General features: G+C 65.5%; 22 protein-coding genes and 1 riboswitch. Of the genes, 19 read left to right on the top strand and 3 right to left on the bottom strand.

Translation table 11 applies throughout. From position 1 onward, the window contains the following. The first annotated feature begins 20 nt into the window (after window positions 1-20). The gene (locus tag ACX3PH_RS00240; RefSeq protein ID WP_459088180.1) at window positions 21-713 is read left to right on the top strand and encodes a TOPRIM nucleotidyl transferase/hydrolase domain-containing protein; all 693 of its coding nucleotides are present in this window, start codon (window positions 21-23) and stop codon (window positions 711-713) included. Here ACX3PH_RS00240 and ACX3PH_RS00235 read toward each other — a convergent pair. Then, a complete protein-coding gene (locus ACX3PH_RS00235) occupies window positions 710-2,461 on the bottom strand; it encodes an acyl-CoA dehydrogenase (RefSeq protein WP_459088177.1) in 1,752 nt (583 codons plus the stop codon). The genes ACX3PH_RS00240 and ACX3PH_RS00235 overlap by 4 nt on opposite strands. A gap of 143 nt (window positions 2,462-2,604) precedes the next feature. Here ACX3PH_RS00235 and ACX3PH_RS00230 point away from each other — a divergent pair, with 143 nt between their 5' ends. The 6 genes from ACX3PH_RS00230 to gcvP all read left to right on the top strand — a co-directional run bounded on the left by ACX3PH_RS00230 (window position 2,605) and on the right by gcvP (window position 8,250). After that, window positions 2,605-3,189 (top strand): GNAT family N-acetyltransferase, encoded by a 585-nt coding sequence (locus ACX3PH_RS00230; RefSeq protein ID WP_459088175.1) that lies wholly within the window; start codon window positions 2,605-2,607, stop codon window positions 3,187-3,189. Between the two features lie 9 nt (window positions 3,190-3,198). After that, entirely contained in the window at window positions 3,199-3,354 is a 156-nt protein-coding gene (locus ACX3PH_RS00225) for a hypothetical protein (RefSeq protein WP_459088173.1), read from the top strand. Beyond that, window positions 3,354-3,494, top strand: a complete 141-nt coding sequence (locus tag ACX3PH_RS00220) for a hypothetical protein (RefSeq protein ID WP_459088171.1) — start codon at window positions 3,354-3,356, stop codon at window positions 3,492-3,494. Before ACX3PH_RS00225 ends, ACX3PH_RS00220 begins: the two co-directional genes overlap by 1 nt. Window positions 3,495-3,553: 59 nt before the next feature. Further along, window positions 3,554-3,647, top strand: a riboswitch (glycine riboswitch). A gap of 183 nt (window positions 3,648-3,830) precedes the next feature. Further along, on the top strand, window positions 3,831-4,970 hold the full coding sequence (gcvT, locus tag ACX3PH_RS00215) for a glycine cleavage system aminomethyltransferase GcvT (RefSeq protein WP_459088169.1): 1,140 nt from the start codon (window positions 3,831-3,833) through the stop codon (window positions 4,968-4,970). Further along, the gene (gene gcvH, locus ACX3PH_RS00210; protein WP_459088167.1) at window positions 4,967-5,344 is read left to right on the top strand and encodes a glycine cleavage system protein GcvH; all 378 of its coding nucleotides are present in this window, start codon (window positions 4,967-4,969) and stop codon (window positions 5,342-5,344) included. Before gcvT ends, gcvH begins: the two co-directional genes overlap by 4 nt. Next, a complete protein-coding gene (gene gcvP / locus ACX3PH_RS00205; protein WP_459088165.1) occupies window positions 5,344-8,250 on the top strand; it encodes an aminomethyl-transferring glycine dehydrogenase in 2,907 nt (968 codons plus the stop codon). Before gcvH ends, gcvP begins: the two co-directional genes overlap by 1 nt. A gap of 92 nt (window positions 8,251-8,342) precedes the next feature. Here gcvP and ACX3PH_RS00200 read toward each other — a convergent pair whose 3' ends face one another. Beyond that, window positions 8,343-9,098: a CPBP family intramembrane glutamic endopeptidase gene (locus ACX3PH_RS00200; RefSeq protein ID WP_459089798.1), complete on the bottom strand. Its 756-nt coding sequence runs from the start codon at window positions 9,096-9,098 to the stop codon at window positions 8,343-8,345. Window positions 9,099-9,387: 289 nt separating this feature from the next. Between ACX3PH_RS00200 and ACX3PH_RS00195 the strand changes: the two genes are divergently transcribed. The 10 genes from ACX3PH_RS00195 to ACX3PH_RS00150 all read left to right on the top strand — a co-directional run bounded on the left by ACX3PH_RS00195 (window position 9,388) and on the right by ACX3PH_RS00150 (window position 22,167). Then, on the top strand, window positions 9,388-11,001 hold the full coding sequence (locus ACX3PH_RS00195; protein WP_459088163.1) for a peptide ABC transporter substrate-binding protein: 1,614 nt from the start codon (window positions 9,388-9,390) through the stop codon (window positions 10,999-11,001). A gap of 137 nt (window positions 11,002-11,138) precedes the next feature. Beyond that, window positions 11,139-12,068 carry an ABC transporter permease gene (locus tag ACX3PH_RS00190; protein ID WP_459088161.1) on the top strand — a complete coding sequence of 310 codons (930 nt, stop codon included), beginning with the start codon at window positions 11,139-11,141 and terminating at the stop codon, window positions 12,066-12,068. After that, window positions 12,058-13,041, top strand: coding sequence for an ABC transporter permease (locus ACX3PH_RS00185; protein WP_459088159.1), 984 nt, complete (start codon window positions 12,058-12,060; stop codon window positions 13,039-13,041). Before ACX3PH_RS00190 ends, ACX3PH_RS00185 begins: the two co-directional genes overlap by 11 nt. After that, on the top strand, window positions 13,038-14,789 hold the full coding sequence (locus ACX3PH_RS00180) for a dipeptide ABC transporter ATP-binding protein (RefSeq protein ID WP_459088157.1): 1,752 nt from the start codon (window positions 13,038-13,040) through the stop codon (window positions 14,787-14,789). Before ACX3PH_RS00185 ends, ACX3PH_RS00180 begins: the two co-directional genes overlap by 4 nt. Before the next feature lie 41 nt (window positions 14,790-14,830). Beyond that, on the top strand, window positions 14,831-16,618 hold the full coding sequence (locus ACX3PH_RS00175) for an ABC transporter family substrate-binding protein (protein ID WP_459088155.1): 1,788 nt from the start codon (window positions 14,831-14,833) through the stop codon (window positions 16,616-16,618). A gap of 117 nt (window positions 16,619-16,735) precedes the next feature. After that, window positions 16,736-18,643 (top strand): translational GTPase TypA, encoded by a 1,908-nt coding sequence (gene typA / locus ACX3PH_RS00170; protein WP_459088153.1) that lies wholly within the window; start codon window positions 16,736-16,738, stop codon window positions 18,641-18,643. A gap of 87 nt (window positions 18,644-18,730) precedes the next feature. After that, window positions 18,731-19,207 carry a hypothetical protein gene (locus ACX3PH_RS00165; RefSeq protein WP_459088151.1) on the top strand — a complete coding sequence of 159 codons (477 nt, stop codon included), beginning with the start codon at window positions 18,731-18,733 and terminating at the stop codon, window positions 19,205-19,207. 9 nt (window positions 19,208-19,216) lie between these two features. After that, window positions 19,217-20,350: a PIG-L family deacetylase gene (locus tag ACX3PH_RS00160; RefSeq protein ID WP_459088149.1), complete on the top strand. Its 1,134-nt coding sequence runs from the start codon at window positions 19,217-19,219 to the stop codon at window positions 20,348-20,350. Between the two features lie 39 nt (window positions 20,351-20,389). Then, the gene (gene fdxA / locus ACX3PH_RS00155; RefSeq protein WP_459088147.1) at window positions 20,390-20,722 is read left to right on the top strand and encodes a ferredoxin; all 333 of its coding nucleotides are present in this window, start codon (window positions 20,390-20,392) and stop codon (window positions 20,720-20,722) included. 143 nt (window positions 20,723-20,865) lie between these two features. Beyond that, window positions 20,866-22,167 (top strand): citrate synthase, encoded by a 1,302-nt coding sequence (locus tag ACX3PH_RS00150; RefSeq protein ID WP_459088145.1) that lies wholly within the window; start codon window positions 20,866-20,868, stop codon window positions 22,165-22,167. Between the two features lie 283 nt (window positions 22,168-22,450). On the opposite strand, the gene dapD is transcribed toward ACX3PH_RS00150, so the two are convergent. Continuing rightward, entirely contained in the window at window positions 22,451-23,404 is a 954-nt protein-coding gene (gene dapD / locus ACX3PH_RS00145; protein WP_459088143.1) for a 2,3,4,5-tetrahydropyridine-2,6-dicarboxylate N-succinyltransferase, read from the bottom strand. Between the two features lie 32 nt (window positions 23,405-23,436). Between dapD and dapE the strand changes: the two genes are divergently transcribed. Together dapE and ACX3PH_RS00135 are read left to right on the top strand one after the other, a co-directional pair. Beyond that, window positions 23,437-24,519, top strand: coding sequence for a succinyl-diaminopimelate desuccinylase (gene dapE / locus ACX3PH_RS00140; protein WP_459088141.1), 1,083 nt, complete (start codon window positions 23,437-23,439; stop codon window positions 24,517-24,519). Window positions 24,520-24,636: 117 nt separating this feature from the next. Next, entirely contained in the window at window positions 24,637-25,848 is a 1,212-nt protein-coding gene (locus ACX3PH_RS00135) for a hypothetical protein (RefSeq protein WP_459088139.1), read from the top strand. The last annotated feature ends 1 nt before the right edge of the window (window position 25,849 follow it).

Here is a 25,849-nt window from a genome sequence, read left to right as displayed (position 1 = left end):
GCGATGCGATAGCGGATGCCGTGGATGGTTTGACGAAGTTCCGTACCGCCGTGCTCGAGTGGGCGGCAGGCGGCCCTGGGGCGCCCGGAGCCGAGGCGAGCGCGCGGGCCATCGCGGCCGACCTGCCCGTCCGTCTCGTCGTCCTGGTGGAGGGGGTCAGTGACCAGGTCGCGGTGGAAACCCTGGCAGGTCGCCGTGGCGTTGACCTCGCCGCGCGGGGGATCGCCGTTCTGCCTCTTGGCGGCGCCACGAGTGTTGGCAGGTTTCTCGACATCGTCGGTCCGCCGGGGCTGGGCATCGACCTGGCCGGGCTGTGTGATGTCGGCGAGGAGCGCCACTTCATCCGAGGCCTCGAGCGCCTGGGGCTGGGTAAGGGGCTTACGCGGGCCGACCTGCAGCAACTCGGGTTCTTCGTCTGCGATACAGACCTTGAAGACGAACTCATCCGCTGCCTCGGCGTCGACGCTGTGCAGAGGGTGATCGAAGAACAGGGCGACCTCAGGTCACTGCGCATCCTGCAACGGCAGCCGGCTCAGCGCGGGTGGACGGTCGACCAGCACCTTCGACGCTTCATGGGTTCCATCGGAGGACGGAAGGCGCGCTATGCGAGGGCCCTCATGACAGCACTCGGCGACAACCCTGCGCCGCGACCGCTGGAGCTACTCGTCGAACATCTCGGAAGCGGTGATCTTCCGCGAGGCGTCGGCCGCTAGCCGAGCGCCGCCGCGTCGAGCGCGAAAAGGTCCCGTGAGCCGGCGGTTGCCGCGCCCAGCAGACCGCCGCTCGCGGGAAGTAGTTGCTCGGCGTAGAACCGCGCCGTCACCAGCTTCTCCTCTGCCACCGCAGCGTCGCCGCTTGCGGCGCCCGCAACCGCGGCCTTGGCAAGCAGCCAGCCGCCCAGGCAGAGGCCCCACATCCGCAGGTAGGGCACTGATCCGGACAACACGGCGTCCGGATCCTGCATCCCGGTGCGCAGCATGTAGATCGTCGCGTTTTCGAGTGCGTCGAGCTGGGTGGCAAGTTCGGTGCGGATGCTCGAGAACTCGTCGCCGGCATCCGCCAACTCGCCGTCGATCTCGCGCATCTGGGCAATGAACTCACTGAAGGACGAGCCCATGCGCACGCCCAGCTTGCGACCGACCAGGTCTGCCGCCTGGATGCCGTTGGTGCCCTCGTAGATGGCGGCGATCCGCACGTCGCGGTAGTGCTGTGCGGCGCCGGTCTCCTCGACGAAGCCCATGCCGCCGTGGATCTGCAGCGCGATGGAGGTGAGCTCGTTGCCGAGGTCGGTGCCGAACGCCTTGCAGATCGGGGTGAGCAGGCCGACGATCTCGTCGGCGCGGGTGCGCTCCGCTTCGTCGGTGGCGTTGGTGCTGTGGTCGACATAGATGGCGTTGAGCAGCATGAGGTGGCGGAGCGCCGCCAGGTACGCCTTCTGGGTCATCAGCATCCGGCGCACGTCCGGGTGGTCGATGATCGCGGAGTCCTTGCCGGATGCGCCGATCGCCAGGCCCTGCCGGCGCTCCTGCGCGAACGCGAGCGACTGCTGGTAGGCGCGCTCACCAACGGCGAGACCCTGCATGCCGACGGAGAGCCGGGCACTGTTCATCATGACGAACATGATGCGCATGCCCTTGTTCTCTTCGCCGATCAGGTAACCGGTCGCATCCTCGTAGCTCATCACGCAGGTGGGGGAGCCGTGGATGCCCAGTTTCTCCTCAATGGAGAGGCACTCGACGGCGTTGCGCTCGCCGAGCGAGCCATCCTCGTTCACCAGGCGCTTCGGCACGATGAAGCAGGAGATGCCCTTCGTTCCGGCGGGTGCGCCGGGGGTGCGAGCCAACACCAGGTGAACGATCTGCTCACTCAGGTCGTGCTCGCCGAAGGTGATGAAGATCTTCTGGCCGGTGATCCTGTAGCTGCCGTCGTCCTGCGGCACGGCGCGGGTGGTGAGTGCGCCGACATCCGAACCGGCATGCGGCTCGGTCAGGTTCATGGTGCCGGTCCATTCGCCGGTGACCATCTTCGGCAGGTAGCGCTGCTTCTGCTCATCGTCACCGTAGTGGAGAAGCGCCTCGATCGCGCCCTGGGTGAGTAGCGGACACAACGCGAAGGCCATGTTGGCGGATGTCATCATCTCCTGGATGACGAGCCCCACCGTGCGCGGGAACCCGCCACCGCCGAACGCCTCAGGCAGCGGTACGCCGCCCCAGCCCGCATCGACGTAGCCCTGGTACGCGCTCTTGAACGAGTCCGGCGTCGTCACGGCGCCGTCCGGCTGGCGCTGCGCGCCCACCTGGTCGCCGTCGCGGTTGGTGGGGGCGACGACTTCCGACATGAAATCGGCGCACTCGGCGAGCACTTCGCGAACAGTGTCGAGGTCGGCGTGCTCGAACCCGGGAAGCTCGGCGACGCCGGGGTAGCCGACGACGTGCTCGAGGGAGAACAGGATGTCATTCATGGGGGGTCGGTAGTCAGTCACGCTCGCCAGCGTAGTGTCAGCCGCTGTCGGGTCTGAAGGGAGTTGTTCCGAACCTCAGCAGATGCACGCCACGGTCAGGTTTTTGTTGTGGATGATGCTGCACCGAGGACAATGGTTCCACCATGGCCGAACTCGCCCTCCCGATCGTGACCGAGCGCCTCGTCATCCGGGCGTTCAGCGTTGACGACACGGATGCTTATTACGCGTACCAGCAACTGCCGGAGGTGGCCCGCTACCTGTACCGGGCACCGCACACGCGTGACAAATGCCGGGAGGTCGTGGAGCAGGCGGCGACGCTCGCCTTCGAAGAAGACGGCCAGGTCCTCGCTCTGGCCATTGAGGGAGCGGATGATGGAGCCCTCCTCGGGGAGGCCGTGCTCAAGCTTGCCAACCGGGCTGCCGACCAGGGTGAGGTCGGCTACACGCTCGCACCATGGGCATCCGGTCGCGGGTACGCGACGGAGGCAGCGCGCGCGATGCTCCGGCTCGGCTTCGAGACGTATGGCTTCCACCGTATCTTCGCCCGCATCGACGAAGAGAACACCGGGTCAGCGCGGGTCGCGGAACGGCTCGGGATGAGACAGGAAGCGCGTCTGGTCGAAAGCGACCTGCGCGAGGGGCAACGGGCGACCGAACTCGTTTTTGCGATGCTCTGCTCGGAGTGGCGCGATGTTGTCGGACCAGCAGGACGAGGCGCCCTCGCGTAGGCTGTCCACATGGGCAAAGTCGCTGATGGCGTCCGCAAGTTCGCCAACAAAATGGGGAAGTCGCTTCACTGGCCTCGACGTAAGCCGACGGTACCGAAGAAGCAGATCGATCGCTGGGAGGACGAGGGCGGCTCGCTACCCCCCGAAGAGCTGGACCACCGGTAGTGCTTCCGCTGTTCCCGATTCCGGCGCCGCCGGGAACGCCGCCCTGGATCAACGTGGTCTTCGGCCTCGCCGCCATCACCGTGTTCGTGGTGATCGTCTGGCAGGCGGTGCGTTACTTCCGGGACCACCGCGACGACTGAACCCAGCGATAAGCCGGCGCCGTTCTTGCTAGGCTGAGCGGACAACCGAATACGGCCGCAAAGGCGATGCGGGAGAGCCTGACGAAGACAGTCGGGCACCGAAGGAGCAATTCTCTCCACCAATCTCTCAGGTACGCGTACCGCATCGATGAGGCCACTCTGAAAAGCGATTCGCTTCGCGAATCGGATTGAGCTCGTCGAAATCATTTGGCACTCGATTCGAGCAACGAAGGCAGAGTCCGCCCATGGTGAAAGCCGACCTACCGGTCGACGAAACTCTCAGGCTCCATGACAGAGGGAGAGTTCCCGCGTCGACGACGCCTATTTGGAGAACTCTTGACTGACAACGCCGTACCCGCCAGATTCAGCCCGCTGCACCAGGTGCACGTGGATGCCGGTGCCAGTTTCACCGACTTCGCCGGCTGGCAGATGCCCGTCCGCTACAGCAGCGAGTTGGAGGAGCACCACGCCGTTCGCAACACGGCCGGCCTCTTCGACCTCTCGCACATGGCTGAGATCATCGTCACCGGCGCGCAAGCCGCCGCCTTTCTCGATTACGCGCTCTGCGGCAAGATCTCTGCCATCGCGATCGGCCAGGCGAAGTACAGCCTCCTGCTGTCCGAAGAGGGTGGGATCATCGATGATGTCATCGTCTACCGCACCCACGAGAACCGCTACGGGGTGGTCGCCAACGCCGGCAACCGGTTCCAGGCCGCCGGGGCGCTGGCCAGCAGGTCGGCGAACTTCGATACCACGGTCGTGGATGAGAGCGACCAGCTCGCCCTCATCGCCGTGCAGGGCCCGGGCTCCCGGGCCATCCTGGAAGCCCTCCCCGGGCTCGAGCTGCCCAGCCCCCTCGCAGAGCTGAAGTACTACTGGAGCGTGCTCGGAGAGTACGACGGCGGTGAGGTGTTGGTGGCCCGCACCGGCTACACCGGCGAGGACGGCTTCGAGCTTTATGTGCTGGCGAGCCAGGCCGTCGCACTCTGGAACAACCTGATGACGGTCGGCGCCGATCACGGCCTGGTGCCTGCCGGGCTCGCCTGCCGCGACACTCTCCGCCTCGAGGCGGGCATGCCGCTGTACGGGCATGAACTGTCCGTCGACATCTTCCCGGCCCAGGCGGGTCTCGGCCGCGTCGTCGCGCTGAAGAAGGAAGGCGATTTCGTCGGTCGCGCCGCCAGCGAGATCGGCCCACCGGAGGGTGCCCGTGTTCTCGTCGGCCTCACCTCGGAGGGTCGTCGCGCCGGCAGGGCCGATTATCCGATCTTCGCAGGCGAGGCGGATGGCGACACTGAAGTCGGCATGATCACCAGTGGCGCCCTCAGCCCGACGCTCGGTCACCCCATTGCGATGGCCTACGTTGACCCGTCACTCACAGAACCCGGCACCGAATTGTTCATCGACGTACGCGGGAAGAGAATTCCGGCATCCGTCACCGCTCTCCCCTTCTACAAGCGAAAGGCCTCAGAATGACCGAGCTCAAATACACCGCGGACCACGAGTGGATCCGCGTCGAAGGCAATGTGCTGACCGTGGGAATCACCGCGTATGCCGCGGACAAGCTGGGTGAGATCGTCTTCGCTGAGCTCCCCGCCGTTGGTGCGAGCGTGGAAACCGGGAAGGTCGTCGCTGAAGTGGAGTCGACCAAGTCGGTCGGCGAGGTGTTCGCCCCCGTCTCCGGCACGATCACCGAGGTCAATAACGACGTCACCGACAACCCCGACTTCATCAACGACTCCCCGCTCGAGAAGGGCTGGTTGTTCAAGGTCGAGGTGGCCGACGTTGCCGTGCTCGAGGGTGACGGATTCCTCACCGTCGAGGCGTACAACGCACTGGTCGGCGAGTAATGGCCAAGGCCACACCCTCGAAGACCGCACCGCTGTTCGACCCGTCTTCTTTCGCGAGCCGGCACATCGGCACCGAGGCGGATGCCCAGAGGACGATGCTCGACGCGCTCGGCTATACCTCGACCGAGCAATTGGTGGAGGCGGCTGTACCCAGCTCCATCCGCGCCCAGAAGCTCGCCGAATCCTCCTTGCCGCCGGCAGCGACCGAGCGAGAGGCGCTCGCAGAGCTTCGTGCTTTCGCACGGCAGAACAAGGTCAACCGTTCCCTGATCGGTCTCGGCTACTACGACACGATCACGCCGGCAGTCATCAAGCGCAATGTGCTCGAGAACCCGAGCTGGTACACCGCCTACACGCCGTACCAGCCGGAGATCTCCCAGGGCCGCCTTGAGGCGCTGATCAATTTCCAGACCATGGTCTCCGACCTCACCGGGCTGACGACTGCCAATGCATCGATGCTGGACGAGGGCACCGCTGTCGTCGAAGGCATGCTGCTCGCCCGTCGGGCATCGAAGTCCGAGTCGAACGTCTTCATCGTCGACGCCGACTCCCTGCCGCAGACGAAGGCGCTGCTGTACAACCGCGCCGAGGCGGTGGGCATTGACCTGGTCGAGTTCCCCCTGGCGGACCTCGCCGAGAACCCGGGTGAGCTCCCCGCGGCCTTCGGTATCTTCGTGCAGTACCCCGGGTCTTCCGGCTGTGTCTGGAATCCGGCCAAGGTCATCGCCACAGCGAAGGATGCCGGCGCCGTCGCCGTCGTCGCGGCCGACCTGCTGGCACTCACTCTCATCCAGAGCCCCGGCGAGCTGGGAGCGGATGTCGCCGTCGGCACCAGCCAGCGCTTCGGCGTCCCCATGGGCTTCGGCGGCCCTCACGCCGGCTACATGGCGGTGCGTGCCGGCCTGGAGCGGCAGCTCCCCGGCCGTCTGGTCGGAGTGTCGAAGGATGCTGACGGGCACGCCGCCTACCGCCTCACCCTGCAGGTGCGCGAGCAGCACATCCGCCGGGAGAAGGCCACCAGCAACATCTGCACCGCGCAGGTGTTGCTCGCCATCATGGCGAGCATGTATGCCGTCTACCACGGGCCAGTCGGGCTGAAGCGCATCGCCGAAGAGACCACTCGCCGCGCCCGTTACCTCGCCGAGGCGGCAACCGACGGCGGTCATACGGTCGTCTGCGGCAACTACTTCGACACCGTGACCCTGGAGACCGACCGCGATGCCGACCGGCTGATCGCGGACGCCTACCGCGCCGGCTTCCTGATGCACAAGGTCGACGACAACCGCGTTCAGTTCTCCGTCGATGAGACCACCAGCGACGACGACGTGGCCGCCATCGCCAAGGTGCTCGGGGCGGAGCGTGAGTATGCCGCACGGGAGGAGATCAGCGCTTGGATCCCGGAGCGGATCCTGCGCACCTCCGACTACCTGACGCATCCGGTGTTCAACACGCACCGTTCAGAGACCAGCATGATGCGGTACCTCAAATACCTGGCCGACAAGGACTACGCGCTCGATCGCGGCATGATCCCGCTCGGCTCCTGCACCATGAAGCTCAACGCGGCCACCGAGATGGAATCCGTGACCTGGCCCGAGTTCGCTGGGCTGCACCCGTTCGCGCCTGAAGCGGATGCGACCGGTTACCTGGGCCTCATCGAACAGCTGCAGACGTGGCTGGCCGAGGTCACCGGGTACGACACGGTCTCGCTGCAGCCGAACGCCGGCAGCCAGGGCGAACTGGCCGGCCTGCTGGCGATCAGGGGTTACCACCGGGCCAATGGCGCCACCGAGCGAACGGTCTGCCTGATCCCGTCGAGCGCCCACGGCACCAACGCCGCCAGCGCGGTGCTGGCCGGCATGAAGGTCGTCGTCGTGGCGACCAACGAGCTGGGCAACGTCGACCTCGACGATCTGCACGCGAAGATCGAGCAGCACCGCGACCAGCTGTCCGCCCTGATGATCACCTACCCGTCCACCCACGGGGTGTACGAGCACGAGGTCACCGACATCTGCCAGGCGGTGCACGACGCCGGCGGGCAGGTCTACGTCGATGGGGCCAACCTCAACGCGTTGCTCGGCTACGCGCGGTTCGGCGAGTTCGGCGGCGACGTGTCACACCTCAACCTGCACAAGACGTTCTGCATCCCGCACGGTGGTGGTGGTCCCGGCGTCGGTCCGGTGGCGGCCAAGGCGCACCTGGCGCCCTACCTGCCGGGCCATCCGCTCGCGCAGCGCCCCAACCCGTTCCCGGTCCAGGGTCCGTCGCACAAGAATGCCGTCTCGGCCGCGCCGTACGGAAGCCCGGGCATCCTGCCGATCACCTGGGCGTACATCCGCATGATGGGGTCCGAGGGTCTCAAGCAAGCCACCGGTGCGGCCGTGCTCGCGGCGAACTATGTCGCTGTTCGGCTGCGCGACCACTTCCCGGTGCTCTACTCGGGTGATAACGGGCTGGTCGCCCACGAGTGCATCCTCGACCTCAGGCCGTTGACCGCAGCAACCGGCGTCACCGTCGACGATGTCGCCAAGCGGCTCATCGACTACGGGTTCCACGCACCGACGATGAGCTTCCCAGTGGTGGGAACTCTCATGGTGGAGCCGACCGAGAGCGAGGACCTCGTCGAGATCGACCGCTTCATCGACGCGATGATCGCGATCAAGGCGGAGGCGGATGCTGTGGCATCCGGAACCTGGCCGACCGACGACAACCCGCTGCGGAACGCGCCGCACACCGCACGCTCGGCGATTGTGGGGGAGTGGGAGCACTCGTACACCCGCGAACAGGCGGTCTACCCGCTGCCCGGCGTGCTGCGGAACAAGTACTGGCCGCCGGTGCGGCGCATCGACAATGCGTTCGGCGACCGCAACCTGGTCTGCTCCTGCCCGCCGCCCGAGGCCTTCGAGTAAGCCAATAGTGCCCGTTCCGGCGGATAGTGCCCCGCGGAACGGGAACTATCCGCCGGAACGGGAACTATCGCAGGGGAACAAGCGACCTGCAATCAGGCGAAGAGGGTGGGGAAAGCGGTGTACGCCCACGGGTATCCGATGAAGATGACGGCGTCGATCAGCACGTGCGCGATCACGAGCGGCAGCAGCCTGCCGTAACGGTCGTACAACCAGCCGAACAGGATGCCCATGGCCACGTTCCCGACGAACGCGCCGAACCCCTGGTACAGGTGGTAGGTGCCGCGGAGCAGCGCTGCGCTGAGGATGATCTGCCAGCGCCCCCAGCCGAGGTCCCTCAGGCGGGCGAACAGGTAGCCGACCACGATGACCTCTTCGGTGACCCCGGCGCGCACTGCGGACAGCAGCAGGATGGGGATCGTCCACCATGCAGCGTCGAGGGCCGTGGGTACCACGTTGACCGTCACCCCCCATGCGCGACCGCCGAAGTACAGGGCAAGCCCGGGCAGCCCGATCACGAGCGCCAGCCCCAGCGCCCAGAGCGCATCCTTCCCCGGGCGCCGGAAGTCGATCCCGAGTCGTCCCAGGTGCGGGCGCGAGGCACTCCAGAGCAGGTAGGCGATCAGGACGACGGGTACCAGGTCGAAGAAGATTGCGAGGAATTGGTAGATGAGGTCGAACACCGGGCGCTCGCTGAGCGACGGGTTCAGCGTCGCAGTTTGCTCCCGGAGTGCCTGCTCCCGCGTGAGCCGGTTGGCGATGGCAACGACGGAGTAGACAGCGGATGCTCCGAGTGACAGCCCGAGCACGATGGCGATCTCGACGCGGATCGTTCGAGGCGGCGCAGCCATCGCAGTCAGCGCAGTGGTCCCCGGGGCACGAATCACCACCCCATGCTACGCGGATGAGCAAGTGTTGCCCGGGTCACAAAGTGCGTCGGAGCGGCGTATAGTTGCAGCCGCACTCTCACAGCGCACGATTACGCACCTTCACACAAACTTTTGTCCACTTTTGTTGCCGCTCGGTAACTATTCGGCCAATTGATTTGGTGAGCGGGTTGGGCCCTGTTTAGGGTACAGATACACACATGACGAGACTCAATCCGGTCCCGCCATGTATTCCACTTGCACAGGAGGAAAATTGAAGAGATCACGCATTGGCGTTGGTGCCCTTGCGCTCGTGTCGGCAAGCGCACTCGCGCTCACCGGCTGCGCGCCTGGTGCCGATGAGCCTGCAGGCGGCGACAGCGCCGCCATCATCACGGCGAACGGCAGCGAGCCACAGCAGCTGCTGATTCCGACCAACACGACTGAGACCGGTGGTGGCAAGATCCTCACCTCGATCTTCGCCGGATTGGTGTCATACGACGAGAACGGCGACATCCACAACGAGGTCGCGGAGTCCCTGGAGTCTGACGACGCCCAGAACTGGACCGTCACCCTCGAAGAGGGCTGGGAGTTCACCAATGGCGAGCCCGTAACCTCCGAGTCATTCGTGAAGGCGTGGCAGTTCGGCGGACTCCTGAGCAACGCTCAGAGCTCCTCCTACTTCTTCGACAACATCGAGGGCTTCAGCTACGACGAAGAGTCTGAACTGACCGGCCTCGAGGTCGTCGACGAGAAGACCTTCACGGTCGCCTTGAAGACTCCTGAGGCAGACTTCCCGCTGCGTCTCGGTTACACGGCGTTCATGCCGCTGCCCGAGGCCGCCTGGGAAGACATGGATGCCTTCGGCGAGAACCCGATCGGCAACGGCCCGTACATGCTGGCCGAAGAGGGCGCGTGGGTTCACGACCAGGGTATCGACCTCATCACCAATCCTGACTACGACGGAAATCGCAAGCCGGTCAACGGTGGCCTGACCTTCACGTTCTACGCCACACAGGATGCTGCATACGCGGATGCCCAGGCTGGAAACCTTGACGTTCTCGATGCTGTCCCGGACTCCGCGTTCGAGACCTTCGAGGCCGACTTCGGTGACCGCGCTGTGAACCAGCCGGCAGCCATCTTCCAGGCGTTCAACATGCCGTACTACCTCGAGCACTGGAGTGGCGAGGAAGGCGAACTGCGTCGCGCCGCCATCTCGATGTCGATCGACCGCCAGGAGATCACTGACGTGATCTTCCAGGGCACCCGCACGCCGGCAACAGACTTCACGTCGCCGGTTATCGCTGGTCACTCCGATGACCTCGAGGGCTCTGAAGTCCTCGATTTCAACCCGGAAGAAGCCGTGGCACTGTGGGCTGAGGCCGACGCGATCTCACCGTTCGGTGACACCGTGTTCGACATCGCGTACAACGCCGACGGCGGCCACCAGGCCTGGGTCGACGCTGTTGCGAACAGCATCGCCAACACCCTGGGCATCCAGGCAGTCGGAAAGTCCTACCCCACGTTCGCCGCGTCACTGGACGACCGTGACAACAAGGTGCTGACCGGCGCGGTTCGTGCTGGATGGCAGGCGGACTACCCGTCGCTGTACAACTTCCTCGGCCCGCTCTACGTTGAGGGTGCCGGTTCCAACAAGGAAGGCTATGCAAGCGCCGAGTTCGAGGCACTGCTTGCCGAGGGCGCCAGTGCGCCTTCGGTCGAAGAGGCAACTGCCAAGTACCAGGAAGCACAGGAACTCCTGCTGAAGGACCTTCCGTCCATCCCGCTGTGGTACTCCAACGTGACCGGCGTGTCCGCCGAGACCGTTGACAACGTGGTATTCGGCTGGGACTCCGTCCCGCTGTACCACGCGATCACCAAGGAGTAGTCGTAACCGACTAACCCAGAAGGATCAACTCAATGTGTGATGTCCGGGGCATGGAAATGCCCCGGACATTACACTGAGTAGGCACACTTAGCGATTGTGATTTTTATGCTTATTCGTTCCAATGAGGGAACAACCTGATGCTGTGGTACACAGGCAGGCGCGTCCTCCAGATGATCCCCGTCTTCATCGGGGCGACATTCCTGATCTACGCCATGGTCTTCCTGCTACCGGGCGATCCGATCGCGGCACTCTACGGAGACCGCCCTCCGGCACCGGGCGTCATTGAACTTGTCCGGGCCGAATACAACCTGGACAAGCCGTTCATCATCCAGTACCTGCTTTACATCGGCGGACTGTTCCAGGGCGACTTCGGAACCACCTACTCGGGCCGGCCGGTCGCAGACGTTATGGCCCAGGCCTTCCCGATCACCTTCCGCCTGGCCATGCTGGCCCTCGCCTTCGAGGCGATCGCCGGCATCGTGGTCGGTCTCATCGCCGGACTCCGCAGGGGAAAGCTGTTCGACACCAGTGCCCTGGTGGTCAGCCTGCTGCTCATCTCGGTGCCGACCTTCGTCATCGGCTTCGTCGCACAACTCGTGTTCGGCGTCCAGCTGGGCTGGGCGCGAACCACCGTGAGTGGCGCCGCCCCGTGGAACGAACTCATCCTGCCCGCGCTGGTGCTGGCATCCGTCTCGTTCGCCTACATCGTGCGGTTGACCCGGGCAAGCGTCGCCGAGAACCTGAACGCCGACTTCGTTCGAACTGCGACAGCAAAGGGGCTGTCACGGCGCCGTGTGGTCACGGTGCACGTGCTGCGCAACTCGCTCGTGCCGGTCGTCACCTACCTCGGCGTCGATGTCGGGGCGCTCATGGTCGGCGCCATCGTGACGGAGGGCATCTTCAACATCAACGGTGTCGGTGGAACGGTCTACCGGGCAATCAACCTCGGTGAGGGGCCGACCGTCGTATCCTTCGTGGCCGTCATGGTCATCATCTTCGTGTTGGCCAACCTGCTCGTCGACCTGCTCTACGCCGCGCTCGACCCAAGGATCCGCTATGCCAAATAACACGCCGATAGCCAACAACAGAACCGCTGGGCGAACGCGCACCGGTCAGGAGCACTACATCGCCCCACTGGAGGAGACTCCGGTCGCGGCGATCGACAAGCTGGATGAGACCGGCAAGGCCCGCAGCACCTGGGCGGATGCCTGGGACTCGATGCGCCGTCGCCCCATGTTCTGGATCTCCTCGGTGATGATCCTGATCATCCTCGTCGTCGCAGCGTTCCCGTCCTGGTTCGCCTGGGCCCCGCCGAACTCGGAGTGCTTCCTGTCCAACAGCAACGGCGGGCCGCAGGCCGGCCATCCGCTGGGCTTCACCCGCCAGGGCTGCGACATCTACTCCCGCCTGATCTTCGGCACCCAGGCATCCGTCACGGTCGGTGTGCTGACCACAGTGCTGGTTTCCCTGTTCGGTGGAATCGTCGGCGCCCTCGCCGGGTTCTACGGTGGATTCTTCGACGCACTCGTCTCCCGCATCGGCGACATCTTCTTCGCGGTTCCCACCGTTCTCGGTGCCATCGTGTTGATGTCGGTACTTCCGGTTCGCAGCGCCGCGACCGTCGCCCTGGTGTTGTCGCTGTTCGCCTGGCCGCAGATCGCCAGGATCATGCGCGGAGCCGTGCTGACCGCGCGGAACTCCGACTATGTGACGGCATCCATCGCGCTCGGGGTCTCGAAGTTCAAGATCCTGATCCGCCACGTGATTCCGAACGCGATCGCCCCGGTGATCGTCATCGCCACCGTGTCCCTCGGAATCTTCATCGTCGCCGAGGCGACACTGTCATTCCTGGGTATCGGGTTGCCCACCAACGTCATGTCCTGGGGCAACGACATCAGTCAGGCACGCACGTCGCTGCGGACTGAGCCTCAGGTGCTGCTCTACCCGTCGGCCGCCCTGTCAATGACGGTGCTGTCGTTCCTCATGCTGGGCGACGTCGTGCGTGACGCCCTCGACCCGGAAGCGAGGGCACGCCGATGAGCCAGGCCACTACGGAGACTGTGAACCAGAACACTCTGAACGATAACGCTCCGCTGCTGCAGATCCGCGGCCTCGAGGTCGCCTTCGAAACCCAGCGGGGTTTGATTCCGGCAGTACGCGGCGTCGACCTGACGTTGTATGCGGGCCAGACCCTCGCCATCGTCGGGGAGTCCGGGTCCGGCAAGACGACGACGGCACAGGCGGTCATCGACCTGCTGCCGGGCACGGGAAAGGTCACGGCCGGGGAGATCCTGTTCGGGGGCCGCGACCTGACCAAGCTTTCGGCGAAGGCTATCCAGGATGTCCGTGGCAACCTGATTGGGTATGTCCCGCAAGACCCGATGTCGAACCTCAACCCGGTCTGGAGCATTGGTTTCCAGGTCGAGGAGGCGATCAAGGCCAACAACGTGGCCCAGGGCAAGGAGGCGCGCAAGCGCACCATCCAGGTACTGCAGGAGGCCGGGCTCAGCGATGCGGGAGACCGACTCAAGCAGTACCCGCACCAGTTCTCCGGCGGTATGCGCCAGCGGGTTCTCATTGGGATCGGCCTGTCGGCCAGGCCGAAGCTGCTGATCGCCGATGAGCCGACCTCAGCCCTCGACGTGACCGTGCAGCGCACCATCCTCGACCACCTGGGCACCCTCACGCGTGACTACGGCACCTCAGTACTGTTCATCACGCACGACCTCGGCCTGGCTGCCGAGCGGGCAGAACAGCTGGTCGTCATGTACAAGGGCAAGGTGGTGGAGTCCGGGCCCTCGCAGGAGATCCTGGCCAACCCGCGGCATCCGTACACCCAGCGTCTGGTCGCGGCAGCACCGAGCCTCGCCTCGCGGCGCATCCAGGCGGCGAAGACGGCAAAGCCCGAAGATGACGATGCAGCGATCTACTCCGGCGGCTCGATCGACGACAAGTTGATCGCCCGGGCGAGTGAGCGGGAGACTGCCGATACCGGAAACCTCATCTCCGTGAAGAACATCACGAAGAAGTACCGCATCCGCAAGCAGGGGTTCAAGTACGACGAGCTGCTCGCCGTCAACGACATCTCTTTCGACGTCAAGAAGGGCACCACCACCGCGCTGGTGGGGGAGTCCGGTTCCGGCAAGTCGACGGTGGCGAAGCTCATCCTGCAATTGGAGAGCATCACCAGCGGTTCGATCGCCTTCGACGGCAAGGACGTCGCGGGGTTGAAGGGCGCGGAGCTGCTGAAGTTCCGTCGCCGGGTTCAGCCGGTATTCCAGGACCCGTACGGATCGCTCGACCCGCAGTACAGCGTGGGCAACACCATCGCCGAGCCACTCGTGGCGCACGGCGTCGGCAATGCCAAGGAACGCTTCGCGCGGGTGACCGAACTGCTCGATCAGGTTTCGCTTCCTTCTGCCACCCGGTATCGGTACCCGAGCGAGCTGTCCGGTGGGCAGCGCCAACGCATCGCCATTGCGCGAGCGCTCGCGCTGAAGCCTGACGTGCTCGTGCTCGATGAGGCGGTATCCGCCCTGGACGTGCTGGTGCAGGGACAGATTCTCAACCTGCTCACCGAGCTGCAGACCGAACTTGACCTCACCTACCTGTTCATCACGCATGACCTCGCGGTGGTGCGTCTGGTGGCGGACAACGTCTGCGTCATGCAGCGCGGCAAGGTCGTCGAGGCCGCCACGACCGACGAAGTGTTCGACAACCCCCGCGAGCGTTACACGCAGGAGCTGCTCGAAGCCATCCCCGGCGGAAACTTCGTCTTCGGGCGGTAACCGTCGTTCTGAGTCCTGCCTCCCGTCCCATCCGCGTCGGCATGGTCGCCGCACTGGCGGCCATGCTGGCGCTGGCCGGCTGCACCCCGCTGTCCGAGGTGGTCGAGGGGACGTCGGTGACGGTCGCCGTCGACCAGGGAATGACGTCGTACAACCCGAATACCGGGTTCGGCAGTGCGACAGCGACCAATGCGAGCGTCTTCGCCGCGACCAACTCGTCGTTCGCCTCGTACGACGACGTGCCGAAATTGACCAAGGACACGTCGTTCGGCAGCTACGAGGTGGTGAGCACGGAGCCTCTGGTGGTCACCTACACGGTTGCCGACGGCATCCGCTGGTCTGACGGCACGCCCATCGATGCAGCCGACCTGCTGTTGGCCTGGGCCGCGAACTCGACCAGCCTGAACGACCCGGAGTTCGACCCGGCCGGGTTCATCGACCGGGACAGCGGCAGGTTCTCCGACGAGTTCCCGCGCGACGTGGTCTACTTCGACGGGTTCACCGGCAACGGGTTGCAACTGGTCACGCAGACCCCGGCCGTCGGCGAGGACGGCCGCTCGATCACCATGACCTTCGACGAGTACTTCGCCGACTGGGAACTGGTGTTCGACCTGGGGCTGCCGGCTCACGTGGTGGCCGGGAATGCCCTGCGGATCGACGAACCGCAGGAGGCGAAGGATGCGTTGCTTGCCGCTATCCAGGACGAAAACCGCGCGGATCTGGCGGCGATCTCCCGGTTCTGGAACTCCGGTTTCAACCTCTCAGAAGACGGGATAGACGAAGACCTGCTGGTGGGCAGCGGACCATACGTGATCAGCGCGGTAGAGCCGGGGGAGCAGGTGACACTCACCGCGAACCCGCAGTACCGGGGCGAGCAGTTGCCGCACTTCGAGGAAGTGATCGTCACCTTCATCAGCGACCCGCTGCAGGCGGTCACGGCGCTTGAGGCCGGCGAGGTCGACGTGATCGCGCCGCAGACGACCGCGGATGTGCTGACCGCCCTCGATGAGCTGGATGGCGCAGGGGTAGAGCACGGTTTCTCCGGCACCTGGGAGAGGCTCGATGTGCAATTCGCGCAGAGCAAGAACGGCTACGTCGAAAACCAACTGGTGCGCCAGGCGTTCCTGCACACGGTGCCGCGGGAACGCATCCTGGACACGCTCATCCGCCCGATCAGCCCGGATGCCGAACTCCGCGACTCCCACATCTTCCTGCCCGGCGCGAAGGGCTATACCGACGCGATCGAGGAGAACGGCTCGAGCGACTATGCCGATGTCGACATCGTTGAGGCGAAGCGGATGCTGGCCGAGGCAGCAAAGATCGCGCCCGCCCTGGCGACACCGACGGTGTGCCTGCTGTTCGACCCGGCAAACCCGCGGAGGGTGGCCGAGTTCCAGCTCATCCAGGAGTCGGCGGCGATGGCCGCCATCACCGTCACCAATTGCTCCAGCCCGGACTGGCGCAACCTGCTGGGAACTCCGCACAGCTACGACGCCTCCCTCTACGCACTACGGGAGACGAACCTCGCCGTTTCGGCCGCCCGGGCGAGTTTCGCCAGCGACTCGGAACTCAACAACAACGCCCGTTACGCGAATCCCGTCGCGGACTCCCTGCTGGCGGATGCCACGGCGCCGGCCAGTGCTGCAGAACGCCGGGACCTGCTGGTCGAACTCGATCGACAGCTCTGGGAGGACGCCGCAGGTCTCCCGCTCTACCAGTTCCCGACGCTGACCGTGACGAGCGGCCAGGTGGCCGGCGTCATTCGCTCGCCGTTCGCCGGAACAGCACTGTGGAACCCGTGGCGGTGGGAGCCGGTCCTGGCCGACTGATCGCATGGGAGCCGGCTGAACGGGCCCGGTTTCCGCGAAGAGTACACTTGACGTGTAAGGGCACCATTGACGTGACCTTTCTCACACTCCCCATTTCTGTGCAAGGACACTATCCCTATGGCAATTGCCACCCGTAACGACCTGCGAAATGTGGCTATCGTCGCCCACGTTGACCATGGCAAGACCACACTGGTCGACGCCATGCTCCGCCAGACGAACTCTTTCAGCGCCCACGAACACCTCGAAGAGCGCGCGATGGACTCCAACGACCTCGAGCGCGAGAAGGGCATCACGATTCTCGCCAAGAACACGGCGGTCTCGTACAACGGCATCCACGCCGGCGATTCTCCGATCACCATCAACGTGATCGACACCCCGGGCCACGCCGACTTCGGCGGCGAGGTCGAGCGTGGGCTGAGCATGGTCGACGGCGTCGTGCTCCTGGTCGACGCCAGTGAGGGCCCGCTGCCGCAGACCCGGTTCGTTCTGCGCAAGGCACTCGAGGCGAAGCTCCCGGTGATCCTCCTGGTCAACAAGACGGACCGGCCGGATGCCCGCATCGACGAGGTCGTCTCGGAAAGCCAGGACCTGCTCCTCGGCCTCGCCAGCGACATGGCCGACGACGTGCCCGACCTCGACCTCGACCTGATTCTCGACGTTCCGGTGGTGTACGCCTCCGGCCGCAACGGTGCCGCCAGCTGGAACAAGCCCGAGAACGGCTCCCTCCCCGACAATGACGACCTCGAGCCGCTCTTCGACGCCATCCTCAAGCACATTCCGGCGCCCACCTTCGATGACGAGCATCCGCTTCAGGCACACGTCACCAACCTCGACGCCTCGCCGTTCCTCGGCCGCCTCGCCCTCCTCCGTGTCTTCAACGGCACGATCAAGAAGGGCCAGACCGTCGCCTGGGTCAAGTACGACGGAAGCGTGAGCAACGTTCGCGTGACCGAGCTGCTGATCACCAAGGCACTCGACCGCTACCCGACCGACAGCGCCGGCCCCGGTGACATCGTCGCCGTTGCCGGTTTCGAGGACATCACCATCGGCGAGACCCTCGCCGACCCCAACGACGTGCGCCCGCTCCCGACCATCAAGGTCGACGACCCGGCTATCTCGATGACCATCGGAACCAACACCTCGCCGCTGATCGGCAAGGTCAAGGGCCACAAGCTGACCGCGAGAATGGTCAAGGATCGCCTCGACCGCGAGCTGGTCGGCAACGTCTCGCTCAAACTGGTCGACGTGGGCCGCCCGGACGCCTGGGAGGTGCAGGGCCGCGGCGAATTGGCACTGGCCATCCTGGTCGAGCAGATGCGCCGCGAAGGCTTCGAGCTGACCGTCGGCAAGCCGCAGGTTGTCGTCAAGCAGGTCAACGGCAAGGTCCACGAGCCGTACGAGCACCTGACGATCGATGCTCCGGAGGAGTACCTCGGCGCGATCACCCAGCTTCTCGCTGCTCGCAAGGGCCGCATGGAGGGCATGGCCAACCACGGCACCGGCTGGGTACGCATGGAGTTCATCGTTCCGTCGCGTGGCCTGATCGGCTTCCGCACCGAGTTCATGACCATCACCCGCGGCTCCGGCATCGCCAACGCCGTCTCGCACGGCTACGAGCAGTGGGCCGGCGAGATCGTGACGCGCACCAACGGCTCGATCGTCGCCGACCGCGCCGGCTCGGCAACGCCGTTCGCCATGGTCGCGCTGCAGGAGCGCATGTCGTTCTTCGTCGAACCCACCCAGGAGGTCTACGAGGGCATGGTGGTCGGCGAGAACTCCCGCGCCGACGACATGGACGTCAACATCACGAAGGAGAAGCAGCTGACCAACATGCGCCAGTCGACTTCCGACACCTTCGAGCGGATGACGCCGTCGCGCAAGCTGACCCTGGAGGAGTGCCTCGAGTTCGCCCGTGAAGACGAGTGCGTCGAGGTCACCCCGGAGTTCATCCGGATCCGCAAGGTGGAGCTGGATGCGAACGCCCGCGCCCGCAAGACCTCGCGCCTGAAGAAGCAGAACGCTTAGCAGCGCTAAGTCCCGTCAACCTTTTCGGGTGCGCGGAACGTCGCTAGAGTGTGACCACCCCTGCATATCCACGATCGGAGAGCCGTGATGAATCGCACCCTTGACGCCCATTCGCCGGTGCGCCGCAGGCGCGTCTGGGCTGCCGTCATCGCGGCATCCGTGTTGATCGCCCCAGCGGTCAGCGGATGCTCGTTCAACCCCCTCGAGTCGGCAATCGAAGGGGTCACCGGGGGCAACGTCGACGTCGGAGGTACTTCTGTGCCGGATGACTTCCCGTCCGAGATTCCTCTAATCGAGGGTGAAGTCGCCGCTGCGTTCGCTGTCGGAAAGGCACCGGAGAAGATCTGGAACGTCACCATCAAGGTGCCGGACGCATCCGCCCTGGACACGATCAAGACCCAGCTGGAGGGTGCCGGGTTCACCAATGACGTCGATGATGCAGCGGTCGGCGGAATCACCGGCGGCATGTACTCGAACGGCAACTACGCGGTGCTCGTCGTGGTCGCGGAAGACGGCAACGGCGGGTGGGCTGCCGCGTACACGGTGACGCCGGCCGTCGAATAGTCTTGCCGGATGCGCAGCATTTCCCGGCACGTACTGTTCGTGCATGCGCATCCGGATGATGAGACCATCGCCACCGGCGGAACCATCGCGACGCTGGTCGATGCCGGCATCGGCGTGACGGTGCTCACCTGCACCAGGGGTGAACGAGGCGAAGTGATCCCGCCGCACCTGGCACACCTCGAGGGTGATGGACCGAGCCTGGCCGAGCACCGTGTCGGCGAGCTGGCCGACGCGATGCGGGTGCTCGGCGTCACCGACCAGCGCTACCTGGGGGAGCCGGATGCCCGGCTTCTCGAACTGGAACCGCGCCGGTACCTCGACTCGGGCATGGTCTGGGGCGAGGCCGGGCCGGAACCGGTCACGGATCCCGATGAGGAGTCCCTCTGCGCGGCGCCGCTGGACGAAGTGGTGGGCGACATCGCATCCGTCATCGCCGACGTGCAGCCGAGCGCAGTGGTGAGCTATGACGCGAACGGCGGCTACGGGCATCCCGATCACGTGAGGGCGCACGACGCCGCCAGGGAGGCCGCCGCCGCCATGGCGGTCCCGTTCTTCCAGATCGAGTCGCCGGCCGCTGGGGCGCGGCCAGGAGGCTTCAGTGTCGACGTGACCGCCGTGCTCGACCGGAAGACCCGGGCGTTGCAGGCGCACCACACCCAGATCACGGTCGACGGCGGCCACTACGCGCTGTCGAGCGGCCCCAGCATGACGATACCGGCCGAGGAGTCGTACCGTCGGGTCGAGGCATCCGTGGTGCCGTTCAGGCAGCAGTCCCTGGGCTCGCGGGTGCTGGCCTGTGTCGTGTCGCTGGTGCTCGGCCTCGGCGTGGGACTGCTCGGCACCGTCACCCATCCGGCGACGATCACGGTGGCTGGTGCGGACCTGCCCACCGGCCTTGTTGCAGCGATGGTCGTGGTTGCCGCATTGATGGTGGGTTTGCGCCTGGTGTTCGGCAGCCGGGCCCCATCGACGTTCGCCGCACTCGGCCTGGTCGGGGTGCTGCTGGTTTTCGCCCAGCCCGGCCCCGGCGGTTCCGTCCTGATCCCGGCGAACGTGCCGGGCTACCTCTGGACGTTCGGCGTTCCGCTCATCGCGGCGCTGGTGATCGTGTGGCCCAGGCTCCACGTTCGGCCGGGCGGCTAAGCTGGGACTCCAGAGACCCGTTGTGGAAGGAACCTCCTCGTGACCTACGTCATTGCGCTGCCGTGCGTCGATGTCAAGGACCGTGCCTGTGTCGACGAGTGTCCGGTCGACTGCATTTACGAAGGCGACCGGATGCTGTACATCCATCCGGACGAATGCGTCGACTGCGGCGCGTGCGAACCGGTGTGCCCGGTCGAGGCGATCTTCTACGAAGACGACACCCCCGAGGTGTGGGCGGAGTATTACAAGGCGAACGTGGAGTTCTTCGACGACGTGGGCTCCCCGGGTGGGGCGGCCAAGGTGGGCATCATCCACAAGGACCATCCCATCGTCGCGGCACTGCCACCGCAGCTGACTCCCGCAACCCCCTGAGCTCTTCGTGGTGAGTAGCTAGTTCTGTGGGTTGAGTAGCTCGCTCAGCGAGCGTATCGAAACCATTAGAGGTTTGCCCCAACAACTGGTGGCATCCTTTGGCGGTTGCGTCGATGACCCTTTCCCCCAATTAGGCTGTAGAGGTGAACGACGCTGCCAACTCCTCTGCCGACAAGGCCACCCTCACGTTTCCCGGTGGCTCCGCCGACTTCCCCATCCTGAGGGGAACCGACGGGGCGGACAGTATCGACCTGTCGTCGCTGACCAGGCAGACCGGCTACACGGCACTGGACAACGGCTTTGTGAACACCGCTTCGACGAAGAGCGCGATCACCTTCATCGACGGGGAGAAGGGCATTCTGCGCTACCGCGGATACGCCATCGAAGACATCGCCAAGAAGTCGAGCTATCTCGAGTCGGCCTGGCTGCTGATCCACGGTGAGTTGCCCACAGCATCCGAGTTGGCGGAATTCGAAGAGAAGGTGCGTCGCCACACCCTGCTGCACGAAGACCTGCGTAGTTTCTTCTCCGCACTGCCGCACGACGCGCACCCGATGTCTGTGCTGTCCAGCGCGGTGTCTGCGCTCTCGACCTATTACGAGGACTCGCTCGACGTGCACGATCCGGAGCAGGTGGAGATTTCGACCATCCGCCTTCTCGCCAAGCTGCCGACCATTGCCGCGTACGCACACAAGAAGAGCCTCGGTCACGCGTTCCTGTATCCGGACAACAGCCTGAGCTTCTCCGAGAACTTCCTGAAGATGAACTTCGGCAACATGGCGGAACCGTACGAGGTCGACCCGATCCTCGCCTCCGCGCTCGACCGCTTGCTCATCCTGCACGAGGACCACGAGCAGAATGCGTCGACGTCCACCGTGCGCTTGGTGGGGTCGACCGAGGCGAACCTGTTCGCATCCGTTTCCGCCGGCATCAATGCCCTCTACGGTCCGCTGCACGGCGGGGCGAACGAGGCCGTGCTGACGATGCTGGCCAAGATCCGCGACTCCGGCGAGGGCGTCGAACGCTTCGTGGAGCGGGTGAAGAACAAGGAAGACGGTATCCGCCTGATGGGCTTCGGCCACCGGGTCTACAAGAACTTCGACCCGCGCGCGACCCTGGTGAAGGAGAGCGCGCACGAGGTGCTCGCCGCGCTCGGTATCAAGGACGACCTGCTCGACCTCGCGCAGGAGCTCGAAACAGTCGCACTCGCCGACGACTATTTCATTGAACGGAAGCTGTACCCCAACGTCGATTTCTACACCGGCGTGATCTACAAGGCCATGGGCTTCCCGACGCGGATGTTCACGGTCCTGTTCGCGATCGGCCGCCTTCCGGGCTGGATCGCCCATTGGCGCGAGATGAATGAGGATTCTACGACTAAGCTCGGCCGGCCTCAACAGCTTTATGTCGGTGCACCGGCAAGGGAGTGGCCGACCGGCCGCTAACCGGGCGTCCCCCGTTATGAGGTCGGTCTTGTACCCCAATTGTGGGCACAAATCGGCCTTCGGTCTTTCTGCGGATTGCGCGGACTGGCATAGTTGCACCACAGTTGTGCGCGGTTCGCCGCGCATGACGCTCCGCCGCCCCCGCGGAGGGCGCGTCTGGCCCGGCCCCCGCGGCCAGACGCGCCGCGCCTGCTTCTCGGCCTCCTGCTGCAGCGCTGTGCTTTCAGCGGAACGCTGCCGCATCCGTCCCCGCGATCCCCTGAAAACACCGCGCAGCGGCAGACTAGTGCAGCGCGGCGTTGAGCTCGGCACCCGAGCCGGAACGCGGGAGCACCTCGACGGCGCCCGTCTGCGAGTTGCGGCGGAAGAGCAGGTTCGGCACGCCGGACAGCGCCTCCGCCTTGACGGTGGTGCGGGCATCCCGCCCTTCTTGACCATCAGCACCGCCGATGACGACGACCTTCGTGCCGGCCGTCACGTACAGGCCGGCCTCGACGACCGAGTCGTCGCCGATCGAAATGCCGACGCCGGAGTTGGCGCCGAGCAGGGCGCGCGCCCCGATCGCCACCCGCTGCGTACCTCCGCCACTGAGCGTGCCCATGATGGATGCTCCGCCTCCGATGTCCGAGCCGTCACCGACCACGACACCCTGGGAGATGCGACCCTCCACCATGGAGGAGCCGAGCGTGCCGGCGTTGAAGTTGACGAAGCCCTCGTGCATCACCGTCGTGCCGGGAGAGAGATGCGCGCCGAGTCGCACGCGGGAGGCGTCGCCGATCCGCACACCGGCCGGGACGACGTAGTCGACCAGCCGCGGGAACTTGTCGACGCTGTGGGCGACGATCCCGGCGCGCTGCAGGGTCGGGCGCAGCCGCTCGAAGTCGGCGGCCAGCACCGGGCCGGCGTTCGTCCAGGCCACGTTCGCCAGCTGGCCGAACACCCCGTCCAGGTTGATGGTGTTCGGCTTCACCAGAAGGTGGCTGAGCAGGTGGAGCCGCAGGTAGGCATCCGGGGTGGAGGCTGGCGCCGTATCCAGGTCGATGTCGACGGTCACGAACTCGACGGTCACGTTTCGCCGATCATCCGCCCCCGTCAGGGAGTCCAGCGCGGCAGGTGCGATCCACGGGTCGATGGTCGTCGGCCGGGCGCCCAGTTGCGGAGCAGGAAACCAGGTGTCGAGCACTGTACCGTCGGCGGCGGTGGTGGCCAGTCCCTGGCCCCAGGCGGGTGAAGTCATGCCTCAAGGCTACCGACGAATAAACTCGGGGGATGTCTCCCACCGCGCCTCTCGACCTCGCCGGGTCATCCATCGACCTCACCCGTCAGCTGTGCGACATCGAGTCGGTGTCCGGCAACGAGACCGGGATAGCGGATGCGATTGAGGCCAGCCTTGCCGGATGCGCGCACCTGGAGGTCATCCGCGACGATGATGCGGTGATCGCCCGCACCAACCTGGGCCGGGCGCAGCGGGTGGTGATCGCCGGCCACATCGACACCGTTCCGCTCAACAACAACCTGCCGACGCGCTTCGAGACCATCGACGGCATCGACTACCTCTGGGGCCGCGGAACCGTGGACATGAAAGCCGGCGTCGCAGTGCAGCTGAAGCTCGCCGCCGAGCTGACGGCGCCATCCGTCGACGTGACCTGGATCTGGTACGACCACGAGGAGGTCGCCGAGTGGGAGAACGGCCTCGGCCGCGTCGCCCTGAACCGGCCCGACCTGATGCTGGGCGACTTCGCCATTCTGGGGGAGCCCACGCGGTCGGAGATCGAGGGCGGATGCAACGGCAACCTGCGCGTCGAGGTGCGCACCTTCGGCCTGCGGGCGCATTCGGCCAGGGCGTGGGTCGGGCACAACGCCATCCACGATGCGGCGCCGATCCTCGGGCTCCTGGCCGACTACCAGCCGCTGGAGGTGGAGGTCGACGGCCTCGTCTACCGCGAGGGGCTCAATGCGGTCGGCATCTCCGGGGGCATCGCCGGCAACATCATCCCGGACGAGTGCATGGTGCATATCAATTACCGTTTCGCCCCGAACAAGACGGCGGATGACGCCGAGCGCTACCTGCGGGAGGTTTTCGACGGCTACGACGTCACGGTCGTCGACAAGGCGGAGGGCGCGAGGCCGGGCCTCACAGCCCCGCTGGCGGCAGGATTCCTGGAAGCGGTCGGCGGGGAGGCCAAGCCGAAGTACGGGTGGACGGATGTCGCCCGCTTCTCTGCGCTGGGCGTCCCGGCGGTCAACTACGGCCCGGGCGACCCCCTGAAGGCACACGCCGATGACGAACGCGTCGAGCTGACCCAGATCACCGATTGCGAGCGCGGCCTGCGTGCCTGGCTGACCGCCTGACCGAGTTGCAATAGTGCCCGTTCCGGAGAGAAGTGCCCGGCGGAACAGGCACTTCTCTCCGGAACGGGCACTTTCGCGGGACCTGAGGTGCGGCAGCGGGTCCCTTAGGCTGGTCGCATGGTGAGCGACGGGCTGCTGAGACGGCCGGTCTCCCTCACCGTCTGGTACCGGCTCACCCCCTGGTGGGTGCGGGTGATCGCCATCTGGGTGGCGTCCCGCATCGTCACCACCGGCCTGCTGCTGTGGTTCGCCAGCCACCAGGCGAACAACGCCTGGACGGATGCCCAGCCGGACTACTTCTCGTTCGCCTCCCTCTGGGACGGCACCTGGTACTACGTCATCGCCGTCTCCGGGTACCCGTCGGAGTTGCCGGTCACCGCAGACGGGCACATCGCCGAGAACGCCTGGGCGTTCATGCCGGTCTACCCGATGTTCGTCCGTGGGCTGATGTTCGTGACCGGATTCTCCTGGCACGAGATGGCGGTGATCGTGTCGTTCGCCTTCTCGCTCGCGACCGCGATCGTCTTCTACAAACTGATGCGGCAGGTACTGCCTGAAGGCAACTCCCTCTTCGCGGTCGTGCTGCTCTGCGTCGCCCCGCTGACACCGATCACCCAGGTGGCGTATGCCGAGTCGATGCACGCGTTCCTGCTGACGGCCTCGCTCTACCTGCTGCTCAAGCGCCGGTACTGGACGCTGTTCCCTGTCGTCGCCATCATGGCGCTCACCCGTCCCACCGGACTGGCTTTCGCCCTCGCCCTCGCCCTGCACGTCGGGTATCGCTGGTTCACCCGGGATCGTGACCCGTTCCCGATGCGCCAGCGCTGGGCATCCGTCGGCCTCGCCTTCTTCAGCGGACTGATGGGGCTCGCCTGGCTGCTGATCGCCTGGGCGGTCACCGGCTCGCTCACCGCGTACACCGACACAGAACTGGCCTGGCGTGCACCATACATCGGCTACCGGGAGCTCATCCCGTTCACCGCGTGGCCGCAGGGGGCGGCATTCTGGTTCGGCGGCGCTCTCGGGCCGATCGTGCTGGGTATCGTCGCCGTCGGATTCATCCTGTTCATGGTCACCCCGTGGGTGCGCCGGCTCGGCTTCGACCTGCGGGCCTGGGTGATCAGCTACGTGCTGTACCTCGCAGCCGTGTTCTTCCCGCAATCCAGCACCTTCCGGCTGCTGATGCCGATCTTCCCGCTGCTGGGAGCGCTCGCCGTACCGCGGTCCCGAATCTTCCGGATCGCCCTGGTGATCGCCTCGGTTGCCGGCCAGGTGCTGTGGCTGCACTGGTGCTGGTGGGTCGACGGATACGACTGGACGCCGCCGTAAG

It is taken from the genome of Homoserinimonas sp. A520, from assembly GCF_054489245.1.
This window is presented reverse-complemented; position numbering and strand designations above follow the sequence as displayed.

Excerpts from the sequence above, each read along its gene's own strand:
- ACX3PH_RS00235 (WP_459088177.1), bottom strand. The coding sequence starts at position 2,461 with ATGAATGACATCCTGTTCTCCCTCGAGCACGTCGTCGGCTACCCCGGC.
- ACX3PH_RS00230 (WP_459088175.1), top strand. The coding sequence starts at position 2,605 with ATGGCCGAACTCGCCCTCCCGATCGTGACCGAGCGCCTCGTCATCCGG.
- ACX3PH_RS00225 (WP_459088173.1), top strand. The coding sequence starts at position 3,199 with ATGGGCAAAGTCGCTGATGGCGTCCGCAAGTTCGCCAACAAAATGGGG.
- gcvH (WP_459088167.1), top strand. The coding sequence starts at position 4,967 with ATGACCGAGCTCAAATACACCGCGGACCACGAGTGGATCCGCGTCGAA.
- gcvP (WP_459088165.1), top strand. The coding sequence starts at position 5,344 with ATGGCCAAGGCCACACCCTCGAAGACCGCACCGCTGTTCGACCCGTCT.
- ACX3PH_RS00200 (WP_459089798.1), bottom strand. The coding sequence starts at position 9,098 with ATGGCTGCGCCGCCTCGAACGATCCGCGTCGAGATCGCCATCGTGCTC.
- ACX3PH_RS00190 (WP_459088161.1), top strand. The coding sequence starts at position 11,139 with ATGCTGTGGTACACAGGCAGGCGCGTCCTCCAGATGATCCCCGTCTTC.
- ACX3PH_RS00185 (WP_459088159.1), top strand. The coding sequence starts at position 12,058 with ATGCCAAATAACACGCCGATAGCCAACAACAGAACCGCTGGGCGAACG.
- ACX3PH_RS00180 (WP_459088157.1), top strand. The coding sequence starts at position 13,038 with ATGAGCCAGGCCACTACGGAGACTGTGAACCAGAACACTCTGAACGAT.
- ACX3PH_RS00175 (WP_459088155.1), top strand. The coding sequence starts at position 14,831 with ATGGTCGCCGCACTGGCGGCCATGCTGGCGCTGGCCGGCTGCACCCCG.
- typA (WP_459088153.1), top strand. The coding sequence starts at position 16,736 with ATGGCAATTGCCACCCGTAACGACCTGCGAAATGTGGCTATCGTCGCC.
- ACX3PH_RS00165 (WP_459088151.1), top strand. The coding sequence starts at position 18,731 with ATGAATCGCACCCTTGACGCCCATTCGCCGGTGCGCCGCAGGCGCGTC.
- ACX3PH_RS00160 (WP_459088149.1), top strand. The coding sequence starts at position 19,217 with ATGCGCAGCATTTCCCGGCACGTACTGTTCGTGCATGCGCATCCGGAT.
- dapD (WP_459088143.1), bottom strand. The coding sequence starts at position 23,404 with ATGACTTCACCCGCCTGGGGCCAGGGACTGGCCACCACCGCCGCCGAC.
- dapE (WP_459088141.1), top strand. The coding sequence starts at position 23,437 with ATGTCTCCCACCGCGCCTCTCGACCTCGCCGGGTCATCCATCGACCTC.
- ACX3PH_RS00135 (WP_459088139.1), top strand. The coding sequence starts at position 24,637 with ATGGTGAGCGACGGGCTGCTGAGACGGCCGGTCTCCCTCACCGTCTGG.